Source organism: Polaromonas sp., from assembly GCF_030682935.1.
In the GTDB taxonomy this organism is placed as follows: Bacteria; Pseudomonadota; Gammaproteobacteria; order Burkholderiales; family Burkholderiaceae_C; genus Polaromonas.
The window spans coordinates 1-13805 of sequence record NZ_JAUXNA010000226.1 but is presented as its reverse complement, the minus strand read 5'-3'; the positions used below and the strand labels follow the sequence as shown (position 1 = coordinate 13805).

15 protein-coding genes and 1 pseudogene are annotated in these 13805 nt (G+C 61.2%); 3 read left to right on the top strand and 13 right to left on the bottom strand.

Annotated elements, in window-relative coordinates; genetic code table 11:
* Both Q8K05_RS10350 and Q8K05_RS10345 read right to left on the bottom strand, forming a co-directional pair.
* Positions 1-278 (bottom strand): annotated as a pseudogene (locus tag Q8K05_RS10350) (DNA polymerase III subunit delta); the annotation flags it as partial.
* A 38-nt stretch (positions 279-316) separates the two neighbouring features.
* Positions 317-739: an Lrp/AsnC family transcriptional regulator gene (locus tag Q8K05_RS10345; protein WP_305246536.1), complete on the bottom strand. Its 423-nt coding sequence runs from the start codon at positions 737-739 to the stop codon at positions 317-319.
* A gap of 186 nt (positions 740-925) precedes the next feature.
* On the opposite strand from Q8K05_RS10345, the gene Q8K05_RS10340 reads away from it, so the two are divergent.
* On the top strand, positions 926-2017 hold the full coding sequence (locus Q8K05_RS10340; protein ID WP_305246535.1) for an ornithine cyclodeaminase: 1092 nt from the start codon (positions 926-928) through the stop codon (positions 2015-2017).
* Positions 2014-2931 (top strand): arginase, encoded by a 918-nt coding sequence (gene rocF, locus Q8K05_RS10335; protein ID WP_305246534.1) that lies wholly within the window; start codon positions 2014-2016, stop codon positions 2929-2931. The genes Q8K05_RS10340 and rocF overlap by 4 nt, the downstream gene beginning before the upstream one ends.
* A 95-nt stretch (positions 2932-3026) precedes the next feature.
* On the opposite strand, the gene Q8K05_RS10330 is transcribed toward rocF, so the two are convergent.
* Positions 3027-3704 (bottom strand): sulfite exporter TauE/SafE family protein, encoded by a 678-nt coding sequence (locus tag Q8K05_RS10330; protein WP_305246533.1) that lies wholly within the window; start codon positions 3702-3704, stop codon positions 3027-3029.
* Positions 3705-3713: 9 nt separating this feature from the next.
* Positions 3714-5096: an oxygen-independent coproporphyrinogen III oxidase gene (gene hemN / locus Q8K05_RS10325; protein WP_305246532.1), complete on the bottom strand. Its 1383-nt coding sequence runs from the start codon at positions 5094-5096 to the stop codon at positions 3714-3716.
* Positions 5097-5333: 237 nt separating this feature from the next.
* On the opposite strand from hemN, the gene fnr reads away from it, so the two are divergent.
* Positions 5334-6059, top strand: coding sequence for a fumarate/nitrate reduction transcriptional regulator Fnr (gene fnr / locus Q8K05_RS10320; RefSeq protein WP_305246531.1), 726 nt, complete (start codon positions 5334-5336; stop codon positions 6057-6059).
* Between the two features lie 60 nt (positions 6060-6119).
* On the opposite strand, the gene Q8K05_RS10315 is transcribed toward fnr, so the two are convergent.
* The 9 genes from Q8K05_RS10315 to Q8K05_RS10275 form a co-directional block, all read right to left on the bottom strand.
* Positions 6120-6413, bottom strand: coding sequence for a hypothetical protein (locus tag Q8K05_RS10315; RefSeq protein ID WP_305246530.1), 294 nt, complete (start codon positions 6411-6413; stop codon positions 6120-6122).
* Between the two features lie 44 nt (positions 6414-6457).
* Complete coding sequence (locus Q8K05_RS10310) at positions 6458-6712, bottom strand: nitrogen fixation protein FixH (protein WP_305246529.1); 255 nt, start codon at positions 6710-6712, stop codon at positions 6458-6460.
* Between the two features lie 14 nt (positions 6713-6726).
* Positions 6727-8193: a cytochrome c oxidase accessory protein CcoG gene (gene ccoG / locus Q8K05_RS10305; protein WP_370868823.1), complete on the bottom strand. Its 1467-nt coding sequence runs from the start codon at positions 8191-8193 to the stop codon at positions 6727-6729.
* A 50-nt stretch (positions 8194-8243) separates the two neighbouring features.
* Positions 8244-9164: a cytochrome-c oxidase, cbb3-type subunit III gene (ccoP, locus tag Q8K05_RS10300; RefSeq protein WP_305246528.1), complete on the bottom strand. Its 921-nt coding sequence runs from the start codon at positions 9162-9164 to the stop codon at positions 8244-8246.
* Between the two features lie 38 nt (positions 9165-9202).
* Positions 9203-9340, bottom strand: coding sequence for a cbb3-type cytochrome c oxidase subunit 3 (locus Q8K05_RS10295; RefSeq protein WP_305246527.1), 138 nt, complete (start codon positions 9338-9340; stop codon positions 9203-9205).
* An 18-nt stretch (positions 9341-9358) separates the two neighbouring features.
* Entirely contained in the window at positions 9359-9985 is a 627-nt protein-coding gene (gene ccoO / locus Q8K05_RS10290; protein ID WP_305246526.1) for a cytochrome-c oxidase, cbb3-type subunit II, read from the bottom strand.
* A 13-nt stretch (positions 9986-9998) separates the two neighbouring features.
* Positions 9999-11435: a cytochrome-c oxidase, cbb3-type subunit I gene (ccoN, locus tag Q8K05_RS10285; RefSeq protein ID WP_305246525.1), complete on the bottom strand. Its 1437-nt coding sequence runs from the start codon at positions 11433-11435 to the stop codon at positions 9999-10001.
* Between the two features lie 64 nt (positions 11436-11499).
* Positions 11500-11637 (bottom strand): cbb3-type cytochrome oxidase assembly protein CcoS, encoded by a 138-nt coding sequence (gene ccoS, locus Q8K05_RS10280; protein WP_305246524.1) that lies wholly within the window; start codon positions 11635-11637, stop codon positions 11500-11502.
* Positions 11637-13805, bottom strand: a 2169-nt coding sequence (locus Q8K05_RS10275) for a cation-translocating P-type ATPase (RefSeq protein WP_305246523.1), incomplete at its 5' end; no start/stop codon positions are given. The genes Q8K05_RS10275 and ccoS, both read right to left, overlap by 1 nt.

The following is a 13805-nucleotide window of genomic DNA, read 5'->3' as shown; positions in this document are numbered from 1 at the left end:
CCGTCCTTGCCGGGCTTGCCGCTGGGAATGCGAATTTCAACCATCTGTTTGTCGGCAAACAAACTCAACGAGCCACCGCTGGCCAGCACTTCGCTCCAGTCAAAATGCGCGCCGGCTACGGTGTGCACCGTGCGTTCCGTGTAGCCTTGAAGCCGGGCCGCCGCGCGCAGGGCATCGGCAAACTCCTGCACCAGCAAGGGTTCATCGCCATGCAAGGTGTAGAGGCTTTTCAGTCCTCGCTGGAGGTGTTCGGACAATTGAGCGGGGGCCAGGTTCATGGTTGCCAAGTTTAGCGGCTGGCGTCTTGCAGCAGGCCCTAAAGCTTGCTGGTGGACAGCAGCAGACTGGTTTCGGTGTTTGCAATGCCTTCGAGCAAGCGGATGCGTCCCAGCACGCGGTCAAATGACTCCAGGCTGTCGGCGCGCAATTCGGCCACGATGTCCCAACGGCCATTGGTGGTGTGCAGCGCGCTCACGGCGGGATCGCCGCGCAGACTGCTCAAGACCTGGTCGATGCGGCTGCCTTCGACCGCCACGGTCATCAGCGCACGAATTCGATGGGCCTCGGCCTGCGGCCTGAGCCGGGTCGTGTAGCCCACGATGGTGCCGTCGGCTTCGAGCTTGCCCAGACGGTTTTGCACCGTGCCCCGCGACACGCGCAAGACCTTGGCCAGCGACGCGACCGAGGCCCTGGCGTTGTCGCGCAGCAGGGCAATCAGTTGGCGGTCAGTGTCATCCATGGTTTAATTTTAGTGATAAAACGCCAAACTTATATGACGATTTGTACAAGCCACTGAACATATTGATCACTTTGCTGCCTTTTCTTTACCGCCAGGGTTCAGCACAATGAGCGATGAAGAAACTGTGTTGCGTGTTGCGCGACCAGCTTCCCGGGATTTGACAGCGAAGGCACAGGGAGACACCGCATGGTTGACTACATTGGTACTGAAGACATGCAACGCATCGTGGCGGGCGCGGGCCCTGCGCACTTCATGCAGGCGCTGGCCGCCGAAATCGAGAGCGATTACCGGCGCTGGGGCGAATTCGACAAGTCGGCGCGCCACGCAATTCATTCGCCGACGGGCGTGATCGAGCTGATGCCAACCAGCGACGGCCAGATGTACTCGTTCAAGTACGTCAATGGCCACCCCCAAAATGCGGCACGCGGACTGCTGACGGTGACCGCTTTCGGCGTTCTGGCGGACGTGGCCACCGGCTACCCGCTGCTGCTGTCCGAGCTGACCCTGACCACGCCGCTACGCACAGCCGCCATGTCGGCACTGGCCGCACGCTGGATGGCGCGTCCGGACAGCCGGGTCATGGCCTTGATTGGCAATGGCGCGCAAAGCGAATTCCAGGCGATTGCTTTTCACCACATGCTGGGGATTCGCGAACTCAGGCTGTTTGACGTGGACGCGCGCGCAACCAACAAGCTGACGCGCAACCTCCAGGCGCTCGGCCTGGATGATCTGCCATTCACACGCTGCCGGTCTGTCGTCGAAGCCGTTGAAGGTGCCGACATCGTGACCACCGTGACCGCCGATAAACGCAACGCCACCGTCCTGACGCCCGAGATGATCGCGCCGGGCATGCACCTGAATGCCGTGGGCGGCGACTGCCCTGGCAAGACCGAGTTGCACGCCGACATCCTGCGGCGCGCCGATGCCCGCGTGGTGGTGGAGTACGAGCCCCAATCGCGCGTCGAGGGCGAAATTCAGCAGCTGCCCGCCGACTTCGCCGTCACCGAGTTCGCCCAGGTGCTCAGCGGCGCAGCGCCCGGCCGTGCGTCAGCGGCCGAAGTGACGATTTTTGACTCGGTGGGTTTTGCGCTCGAAGATTACTCGGCCCTGCGCTATCTGTATAAACTTCAAGGGCAGCAGAACCAGCCCCGGAAAATAGATTTGATCCCCCATCTGGACAACCCCAAAGATCTGTTTGGACTGCTGGGCGCCAGCGGCGCCCGCTGCCATTCCGCGCAAACTATCCACGCCCTCGCGGCTGAATTGACGCCCCCATGAAACCCCACCTCAGGCTCATCGGGGCCCCGACCGACATTGGCGCGGGTATCCGCGGCGCCTCCATGGGCCCCGAGGCACTGCGCGTTGCGGGACTGCAGGCCGCACTGGAAAACCAGGGTATGCGCGTGACGGACCAGGGCAACCTCAGCGGACCCGCCAACCCCTGGCAGGCGCCCGTCAACGGCTACCGGCACCTGGCCGAGGTGGCCGCATGGAACCGTTCGGTGCATGAGGCGGTGCATTCGGCGCTGAGCGAGCGCGCGCTGCCGATTTTGCTGGGCGGCGACCACTGCCTGGCGATTGGGTCCATCAGTGCCGTGGCACGTCACTGCCGGCGCATGAACCAGCCCCTGCGGGTGCTGTGGCTCGACGCCCACACCGATTTCAACACCCATGCACTGACACCCACCGGCAACACGCATGGCATGCCGGTGGCCGTGCTGTGCGGCCACGGGCCTGACGAGTTGACCGGCATAGGCGGCGTGGTTCCCGCGATGCAGCCCTCCAGCATTCGCCAGATCGGCATTCGCAGCGTGGATGAGGGCGAAAAGCGCTTTGTCAGACAGGTCGGGCTTGATGTATTTGACATGCGCTACATCGATGAAATGGGGATGAAGCGCACCATGGAAGCGGCGCTTGCGGGCCTCGACGAGAACACCCATCTGCATGTCAGTTTTGACGTCGATTTTCTCGACGCAGCCATCGCGCCCGGTGTGGGCACCACCGTCAAGGGCGGCCCGACCTACCGTGAAGCCCAGTTGTGCATGGAAATGATTGCCGACACCGGACGGATGGCGTCGCTGGACGTGATGGAGTTGAACCCTGCGCTGGATGTGCGTAACGGCACGGCGGAGGTCGCAGTCGACCTGATCGAGAGCCTGTTCGGCAAGAGCACGCTGATGCGGCGCTATTGACGCGACCTCATAAACTTCGCGCCACGAAGGGGCTGGGAACTTCACCATGCTCGCGCACTTGAGGCCAGTTTTACCTCTTTGGGCTTCTCAAGCGCTCACGGCGTCACGCACCACGGCGCCGTATCGTGCGCCAGCCCCATCCACAGGGCCCAGCCGGAAGTGGCGGCCAAGGCCAGCCCTGCCAGGCGGATGCCCCACTCGCCAGAGCCGCTGCCACGCAGGCGCAGCAGCAACCAGGGCCCGATCATCAGTGACACGCTGCTGCCCAAGGCGAACAGCGCCATGCTCATCGCACCCTCCAGCGGACCACCGCTGAGCGCGGCCACCAGCAGGGCCGAGTACAGCAAGCCGCATGGCATGAAAGCCCAAAGCGCGCCAATGGCCAGTGGCGCGCCACGCCCCCAGGCAGCATTGAGCGCCCGCACCTTGCTCCAGATGCCGCGGGCCGTCGAGTCGAGCCAGACCGGCTGGCGGGCCAACACCACCAGCATCAGCCCCAGCATCATGGCGGCGACATGGAACATGGTCCAGACGGGGCGCAAGACGGCCGTCTGTGTCGTCAACCAGCCCAGCCCCTGCATGGAGGCCGCCGCCACCGCACCCAGGGCCGAATAGCTTGCCAGGCGGCCGGCCTGGAATGTCCAGATGGCCGAGGTGCCGCGCTCGCCTGCGGCCTTGCCAATGCCGGCGCAGGCCGCGCCGCACATGGCGATGCAGTGAGGCCCGCCTGCGAGCCCCATGAGCAGTGCCGTGACGGCCAGCGATGTTTGCATCGACCGTTTTTAGATGATCTTGGAAAACCTTGCCCGCGTACGGTCAGCCTGAAGATACCGGTCAAACACCATGGCCACGCCGCGTACAAAGAACCAGCCCATGGCGGTAACCTGGATACCGGTGTCGTTGACCTCGACCAGGCCCTGATCTTCCATGCCGGCCAGGGTCTCCAGTTCGGCAGCGAAGTAGCTCTTGAAATCGATCAGGTAGGCCAGTTCGATCGACTCATACTGCAACTGACCCTGGCACATCAGCGCCATGATGACGGCGCGCCGCACCAGATCGTCGCGCGTCAGCGCCAAGCCCCGCACCACTGGCAGCCTGCCCTGGTCCAGATGGTCGTAATATTCTTCCAGCGTCTTGGCGTTCTGGCTGTAAGTTGCGCCAATCCGGCCAATCGCCGACACGCCCAGACCGAGCAGGTCACAGTCGGGCTGGGTGCTGTAGCCCTGAAAATTACGGTGCAGGCGGCCCTGGCGCTTGGCCACCGCCAGCGAGTCGTTGGGCAAGGCGAAATGATCCATGCCCACATAGACATAGCCTGCATTTTGAAATGCCGCCAGCGAGCGCGACAACATCGACACCTTGGCGTCCGCAGTGGGCAGCTCGGCGGTCATGATGCGGCGCTGCGGCTTGAAGCGCTCGGGCAAATGCGCGTAGGCATACAGCGCAATTCGGTCCGGTCGCAGTTCGTTGACCTGGGCGAGCGTGCGATCAAATGATTCAGGCGTCTGCTGCGGCAGACCGTAAATCAGATCCACATTGATGGACTCGAACCCCAATTGGCGCGCAGACGCCACCAGGGCGAATACCTGCTCGGCCGGCTGGACGCGATGAACCGCCTTTTGCACCACCGGGTCAAAGTCCTGCACGCCAAAGCTCAGCCGGTTAAAGCCCAATTCGGCCAGCGTGGCCAGCCGCGTGGCATCAACGGTACGCGGATCGACTTCAATGGAATATTCTCCGCCTGGCGCCAGCGTAAAACTGCGCCTCAGCATGGCCATCAGTTCGCGCAACTCGCTATCGCTCAGGAAGGTCGGCGTGCCGCCACCCAGATGCAGCTGACTGACGGTCTGGCCAAGGCCCAGATGCGCAGTGTGCAGATCCACCTCCCGGCTCAGATAGCGCAGATAAGCTTCACCGCGCTCGTGATGCTTGGTGATGATTTTGTTGCAGGCACAGTAGTAACACAGCGACTCGCAAAACGGGATGTGCACATAGAGAGAAAGCGGAAGGACCATGGCGGCCGCCCCGCTGCGGCGTTGTTCGAGCGCCTGGACAAACTGGTCTGGCGTGAAAGCTTCCACAAAACGATCGGCTGTCGGGTATGAGGTGTAGCGTGGACCGGACACATCAAAACGGCGAATCAATTCAGGAAATGGGGTGGGCATACAATCGATCGCAGTAGCATTCATAGCGGGTCCTTGGCGCCAAACCCTTGGACTAAGGGCCAGCCTCTGCACTATGCCGCGAAACACGCCGGACTTTTTTGACCTGGATCAATCGCCTACAAGGTCTTGCGCGAAACAACGAACCCTTCTCTGGAGAATGCCATGCTGGATGTCACACCATCACCCTTGGGAACGGGTCGGCGAGCGGACGCCGCCAGCGACGCCAAAATACCCCCCATGAATTCACACGCGATCAAGGTCGCCTGCTCCAACTGCAACCTGCGTGAGCTGTGCATGCCCTTGGGCCTCAAGGCCGAAGAGCTGGACCGTATCGATGAAGTCGTCGCGATCCGCCGCAAAGTCAAGCGTGGCGCCACCCTTTTCAGCAATGGCGAAAACTTCACGTCGCTTTACGCCATTCGCACCGGTTTTTTCAAGACCTGCATCACCACGGCAGATGGGCGCGATCAGGTGACAGGTTTTCAGATGGCCGGCGAAATTATCGGCCTGGACGGCATTGTGAATGACCATCACACCTGTAATGCGGTGGCCCTGGAAGATGCTGAAGTGTGCGTCATGCCGTTTGACCGCATTGAGGAACTGTCACGTGAGGTCACTTCGCTTCAGCGCCATATCCACAAAATCATGAGCCGCGAAATTGTGCGCGAGCACGGCGTCATGCTGCTGCTCGGCAGCATGCGTGCCGAGGAGCGCCTGGCGGCTTTCCTGCTCAACCTCGTCCAGCGACTCCATGCCCGTGGCTTCTCGAAGTCGGAGCTACTCCTGCGCATGACGCGGGAGGAAATCGGCAGCTATCTGGGTCTCAAGCTCGAAACGGTCAGCCGCACTTTTTCAAAATTTGCGGAAGAGGGTATCGTGGATGTCAAGCAACGGCATGTGCGCATCCTCAACACGGACGCCCTCAAGCTGATCGTGAACAACAATCAGCAACCCTGCACGTAAGGCCCTGGGCAGCACGGCGACTCGGACGCAAACCCTGCGTCATGCACATCAAAGCTGCATTCAGCAGCGACCGCCTTCCTTCGGGCAACCCTCCGGACGTGCATCGGCCGAAAACGGACAGCGATTAACCTCGAAGGGAGACATGGCGAGTAGTGTGGTCAGGGCACTGGAGGCCATGGTCAGAATCCAGAAAACGAAAAAAGCCAGCGTGTAAACGCCTTCGCGAGACATCGCCAGCGGATGGCCAAACCAGTGCATATCCTGCGGGTCTACCATTGCAAATACCAGCATCTCCATCAAACCGGCGACCAGAAAAGCCGGCCAGACAATCCACATCAGTCGTTTGGCAAGCATGTTCTTTTTATCTCCTGTCAGTGGTTGTGACGGGCTGCAGCGCGTCAAGGCTTGGCCGGCGCAGGGACACCCGTTGCAGCGTGGTTTCGGGCCTGCATCGCGGGCGCCATGTTGGGCGTGGCGCCCGTGACCGGCTCGGCAACCCGAGTATCCTGGGCCCGGGTGTCGATCACAGGATCAGGAATGATGATGGCCAGATACAGGGTGACGAATGAGGCCACGACCACCACCGCAGGCCCCCCGACGACCAGCCACATATGACCGAATTTCCACCAAGGTGGTGATTTGTTTTCTTGCATGGGAGCTCCGTTCTTTATCGGGGCACCAGGAAGACTGACTTCTCGGTCAGGCGTCCTGAGGCATTGATCGCTTCAATTTCAAAACTAATCGCATGTGACCCTGCGCTCGCCACATCGGGCGGCAACTGCAGGGTCACGGGCACCCAGCGGGACTGGGCCGCACTCACCGAAACCAGGGGCTCGGAAGCAATGACCAGCCCCGGCAGCCCTTGCGCCGTGATGCGATAGTCCTGCGCGCTTTCGGTGGCATTCATCACCTGCAAGCGGTAAACATTCTCGATCTTGCCCCCGCTCACAATCCGGGCCAGCGAAGTGCGGTCGCGAACCACATCCACCTTGAACGGCGTGCGCAATGCCAGATTGACAAACATCGCAATCGTCACCGCGCCCAGGATGGCGGTATAAACCAATACCCTCGGACGAAATACCCGGCGTAAAAGCTGCGATCGGGTCCAGCCCTGCGCCATCGCATTTTCAGTGGAATAACGGATCAGTCCGCGCGGATAGCCCATCTTGTCCATCACGTTGTCACAGACGTCAATGCAGGCGGCGCAGCTGATGCACTCGTACTGAAGGCCCTTGCGGATATCAATGCCCGTGGGGCATACCTGGACGCACAGCGTGCAATCCACGCAGGAGCCCAAATTCAAAGCCTTGGGATCAGCCTTCCTGGAGCGCGCGCCCCGCGGCTCGCCACGCGCCTCGTCATAGGTCACGATCAGGGTGTCCTTGTCAAACATGGCGCTCTGGAATCGCGCGTAGGGGCACATGTACTTGCAAACCTGCTCGCGCATGAAGCCTGCATTGCCGTACGTGGCAAAACCATAAAAGAATACCCAGAAGGTTTCCCATGGTCCCATGCCCGCGCTCAAAAAACTCATGCCGAGTTCCTTGATGGGGGTGAAGTAACCGACAAAGGTAAACCCGGTCCACAAGGCAAGCGCGATCCACAAAAACTGCTTGCTGGCTTTTCGAGCAAACTTGTTCAGGGACATGGGACTGCTATCGAGGCGCAAGCGCGCCGAGCGATCACCCTCGGTCAGCTTCTCCAGCCAGAGAAACATCTCGGTATACACCGTTTGCGGGCAAGCATAGCCACACCACTGCCGCCCGGCCACTGCCGTAAACAGGAACAGCGACAGGGCCGAAATCACCAGGACGCCCGTCAGGTAGATGAAATCCTGCGGATAGAGGACCAGGCCCAAAATATAAAAACGCCGGGCCTCCAGGTCAAACAGCACAGCCTGGCGCTGACCCCATTCAAGCCAGGGTAAGCCGTAAAAAACGATTTGGGTCAGAAACACCAAGCCCCAGCGCCATTTCGAAAACAAACCCGAGACGCTGCGCGGATAGATCTTCTTTTGCGCCTGGTACAGAGAAACCATCACCTCATCGGCGTCGGCCGGCAAGGCTTGGGGTGGCGTGTCGGCCGCAGCAACGGCGGGGATGATCTTTGCGTCAGGAGACTCGGATTTGTCCACGGGTGCTGCTCAATACGGGAACCCGAACAGGGGTTCCAGAGGGATAAAAATCACTTCAATGCCGTTGCGCCAGCCTTGTTGGAGAGGCCCCACACATACGACGCCAGAACGTGAATCTGGGATTCGGTGAGTTTGTCTGCCTGGGCCGGCATCTGGTTAACCTTGCCATTGTTGACGATGGCCACGATGGCGTTTTCTCCCCATCCGTGCAGCCAGATGTCGTCCGTGAGGTTAGGCGCGCCCAGCGCCTGGTTACCCTTCCCGTCGACACCGTGACACGCCGCACATGCACCAAACTTTGCCTTTCCAAGAGAGGCCTTGAGCGAGTCATGCGGACTGTTGGACAAACTCATCACATAATGCGCGACGTTGCGCACGTCGTCCGGGGTGCCAACGGCTGCAGCCATGGGCGGCATGTTGCCGATGCGGCCCTGGACCAGCGTTTCCTTGATCTTGTCAGGCGCCCCACCGTACAGCGAGTCTGGATCGGTCAGGTTCGGAAAGCCCTTGCTGCCGCGTGCGTCCGATCCGTGACACTGCGAGCAATTGTTCATGAACAAGCGCTCGCCGATCGCCATGGCTTGGGAATCCCCGGCCACCTCTTCAGGCTTCATGCCGTTGAAGCGCGCATACAGGGGCTCCACTTCCTTGTTGCCCTTGGCCACCTCAGCGTCGTACTGGCCTGCCTGGGTCCAGCCCAGCTTGCCGGCAAAACTACCCAGACCCGGGTACAAGGCCAGGTAGATCAAGGCAAAAATGGTGGTGATGATAAACAGCCAGACCCACCAACGCGGGAGCGGGTTGTTCATCTCGCGCAGGTCGCCGTCCCATACATGACCCGTGGTGTTGTCGTTGGCGGTCATGGCCTTGGCCTGGCCACTGAACCACAACAGCAGCATGCAGGCAAAGATGCCGACCAGCGTGATACCCGCTATGTAGACTGACCAGAAATTACTGGTGAAATCGCTCATTTTTTTTCGTCCTTATCCGGTTCGTTGGCGCTTGTGCATCAGTCCTGCTCAAAGGGCAGCCGGGCCGCCTCTTCAAAGCTTTCGGCATTTCGGCGGGACCAGGCCCACACCACAATTCCGAGGAACGTAATGAAGCTGACTACCGTCACAATGGCCCTAAGTGTGTTGATGTCCATGCTGGAAGCTCCGTGGCGTTATTTGCGGTGAATACCCAACACCTGCAGGTAAGCGATCACGGCATCCATCTCGGTTTTACCCTTGACTTCTGCGGGTGCGCTGGCGATCTGCTCGTCGGTGTAAGGCGTTCCCACTGCACGCAGCCCCTTCATATGGGCCTGAATCGTGGCTTCGTTCACCTTGGCTTTCTCGAGCCATGAGTAGGCGGGCATATTGGACTCCGGCACCAGATCACGCGGATTGTTCATGTGAATACGATGCCATTCGTCACTGTACTTTCCCCCCACACGGTGCAGGTCCGGACCGGTGCGCTTGCTACCCCACTGAAACGGGTGGTCGTAGACGAACTCACCTGCCACAGAGTAAGGGCCATAACGCAAGGTTTCAGCGCGGAACGGGCGAATCATTTGTGAATGGCAGTTGTAGCAGCCCTCACGCTGGTAAACGTCCCGACCAATGACTTGCAGCGCTGTATAGGGCTGCAGGCCCTTGATGGGTTCGGTGGTGGACCGCTGAAAGAACAGGGGCACGATTTCAACCAAGCCGCCAACGGCGAGCACGATGAAAATCAGCACGATCATCAGGAAGTTGTTGGTTTCGATCTTCTCGTGCGAGAGACCGCCGCTGGTTTTTTGGTTAGCCATGTTGTTGTTTTCCTCAGGCGTGGGCTGCTGCAGCCGGAATAGTGACGGTCACGGCGCGGCCCGCCGTGACAGTTTTGTAGGTGTTCCAGAGCATCACCAGCATGCCGCCGAAATACAGCAGACCGCCCGCCAGACGCAGTACATAGAAGGGGTAGGTGGCCTTGACGCCTTCGACGAAGGTGTAGGTCAGGGTCCCGTCGGGATTGACCGCACGCCACATCAGACCCTGCATCACGCCAGCAATCCACATCGCTGCAATGTAGATCACGATGCCGATGGTGGCTGTCCAGAAGTGGATTTCCACTGCCTTCATGCTGTACATCTGCTTTTGGCCAAAGAGGCGGGGAATCAGGTAATACATGCTGCCGATGGTGATAAGACCCACCCAGCCCAGCGCGCCCGAATGCACGTGCCCAATAGTCCAGTCGGTGTAGTGCGACAGCGCATTAACGGTCTTGATGGACATCATCGGCCCTTCGAATGTGCTCATCCCGTAGAACGACAGCGACACGATCAGGAAACGCAGGATGGGGTCATCACGCAACTTGTGCCATGCACCCGACAGCGTCATGATGCCGTTGATCATGCCGCCCCAGCTTGGCGCAAGCAAAATCAGGGAGAAAGCCATGCCGACCGACTGCGTCCACTCCGGCAGTGCCGTGTAATGCAGATGGTGCGGACCCGCCCACATGTAGGTAAAGATCAAGGCCCAGAAGTGGACAATCGACAAGCGGTACGAATACACCGGACGCTCGGCCTGCTTCGGAATGAAGTAGTACATCATGCCCAGGAAGCCCGCCGTCAGGAGAAAGCCTACGGCGTTGTGGCCATACCACCACTGCACCATGGCATCCTGTACACCGGCATAAGCCGAATAAGACTTCATGGGACCGACCGGAATGGCTGCATTGTTCACGATGTGCAGCATCGCAATGGCAATGATGAACGCGCCGTAGAACCAGTTGGCCACGTAGATATGCCTGACCTTGCGGGTGCCCACCGTGCCGAAAAACAAGATGGCATACGCCACCCATACCAGCGTGATCAAAATATCAATGGGCCACTCAAGTTCTGCGTATTCCTTGGCCTGGCTGAAGCCAAGCGGAAGGGAAACCGCCGCAGCCACAATCACCGCCTGCCAGCCCCAGAAAACGAAAGCACCCAGTTTGTCCGAGAACAAACGCACCTGACAGGTACGCTGCACCACGTACAAGGAGGTGCCTATCAATGCGGAGCCCCCAAACGCAAAAATCACCGCATTGGTGTGCAAATTCCGCAGTCGGCCGTAGCTGAGCCAGGAGATATCGGCAATGAGGTCTGGCCAGGCCAGCTGCGCGGCAACAATCACGCCGACCAGCATTCCGACCACCCCCCAAACGACAGTCATGATGGCAAACTGCCTGACAACGGTGTCGTTGTAGGCAGTAGCCTCTGTATTGGCAAATTTCATTTCCACCTCTTATTAATAACTTGTCAATCGTATCGCGACGTAACCGAATGCCCGTTGACTCAGATCAATCATCGCGAAGAATACGCTCTGCCTCGGCGTCGATGTCTTCGAATTGCCCATGGTAGATGGCCCACCACAAGCCGCCGAGAATGAACAATACCAAAATGACGGACAAGGGAATCAGCAGGAAAAGAATATCCATCACACAGTCTCCAGGGGTTGGACGGCGCCCGACAGGCGCATCGCATTGAGCACCACCAGCAGCGAGCTTAAGGCCATGCCCAGCCCGGCCAGCCATGCAGGCAGCCAGCCAACGACGGCCAGGGGCACGCAAACGGCGTTGTAGACCCCCGCCCACCACAGATTTTGCTGCACTACGGCGAGCGTTCGACGGGCCCGCAGCAGCGTCTGCGCCACGGTGCCCAGCTGGTTGCCCAGCACGACAAAATCAGATTGCGCCTGGGCCAGCGGCACCGCCTGCCCGAAGGCAAACGACACATGCGCACCGGCCAGCACCGGGCCATCATTGAGACCGTCCCCGACCATGGCAACCTTGCGGCCTTGGGCCTGCAGCTCCCGCAAGACGGCGAGCTTGTCTTGCGGCGTGCAGCCACCGCGGGCCTCGCTGATGCCGCTTTGCCGCGCCACACGGGCCACAGCCTCCGGCCGGTCACCCGACAGCAGGTGCACCTGCACCCCCTTGGCCAGCAGCGCAGCCACGGCAGCCTGGGCATCAGGGCGCAGATCCTCGCGCAACTCAAATGTGGCCACCCAGCCCTGATCGTCGCTCAGGCAGGCATGCAACTGGTCTGTTCCGGGCAGCGCCACGCCGCAAAAACGGGCCGATCCGAGACGTGCCGACACGGCAACGCCCTGGCTTGCGCTGCTGAACAGGCGACCCGACAAGCCCTGCCCGGCAGCCTCCTGCACGGCTTCGGCCGTCCAAACCCCGGGCCGCAGCGCTTCGCCCGGCCCGGCGTCCTGCCCCGCAGCCACCAGCGCACGGGACACGGGATGCAGTGAATGCTGCGCCAGCGCGGCCGCCATGGCCAAGGCATCCGCCCGGGAAATGCCGCCCCGGGTGCGCACCTCTCCCAGCGCAAAAGCATCGCGGGTCAGGGTGCCGGTTTTGTCGAACACCACCGTATCCACCGTGGCCAGGGTTTCCAGCGCCTGCAGGCGACGCACCAGCACCCCGCGACGCGCCAGGGTGCCAGCGCTGGCCAGCATGGCTGCGGGCGTAGCCAGCGACAGCGCGCAGGGACAGGTCACGACCAGCACGGCCACCGCCACCATCAGTGCGTGACCAGGGTCATGCGACCACCAGTACGCGCCGGCCCCCCCTGCGGCCAGCAGTACAAAAATCAGGAACGGCTTGGCGATACGGTCGGCCAGCTGCGCCAGCTGCGGCTTGGTCGTGGAGGCACTCTCCATCAGGGCCACAATCTGCGCAAAACGTGTATCACTGCCGGTGCGCTCCACGCGCACCAGCACGGCGGCGGTCAGGTTGTGGCTGCCCGCAATCACGGCATCTCCTTCGCTGCGCGACAAAGGGCGGGATTCGCCCGTCAGCAGCGCCTCGTCGGCCAGCGTGCGGCCCTCCAGAAGGGTCCCGTCGGCCGGAAAGGCCTCGCCCGGCAGCACACGGATCACGTCGCCTGCGGCCAGACGCCGCACCGCCACGCGCTCGAACTCGCCACTGGCGCGGCGCCGCTCCACGCTGTCGGGCAGGCGGTTCATCAGCGCCTCCAGCGCGCCAGCCGTGCGGTCGCGCAGGCGCAGCTCCAGCCAGCGTCCGGTCAGCAGGAAGAAGACAAACATGGTGAAGGAGTCGAAATACACCTCGGCGCCGAAAATACCCTGGGGCTCAAACGTGCCGATGGCGCTCACCACAAACGTGATGCCCATGCCCAGCGCGACCGGCAGGTCCATGCTGATGCGGCGCTGGCGCAGGTCGCGCAAGGCATTGCCAAAAAACGGCGCGCATGAAAACAGCAGCACCGGCAGCGACAGTACCCAGGAAGCCCAGCGCAGCAATTGCGCCATGTCGGGCGCGAGGTCGCCCGGTTTGGCGACGTAGGCAGGCCATGCGTACATCATGACCTGCATCATGCAAAAGCCGGCCACGCTGAGTCGCCACAGCGCCTTGCGCGTCTCGGCGCGCCGCCGGTCGCTGGCAAAGGCGTCGTTGGCCGGCACGGCACGATACCCAGCGCGCTGCGCGGCCTGCATCCAGCCGGACGGCTTGACGGCCTGGTCTGACCAGACGATGCGGCCACGATGGCTGGCTGCGCTCACGTCCACCGACACCACGCCGGGCACCTGGCGCAAGGCATCCTCAATGGAGAGCGCGCAGGCGGCACAGTGCAT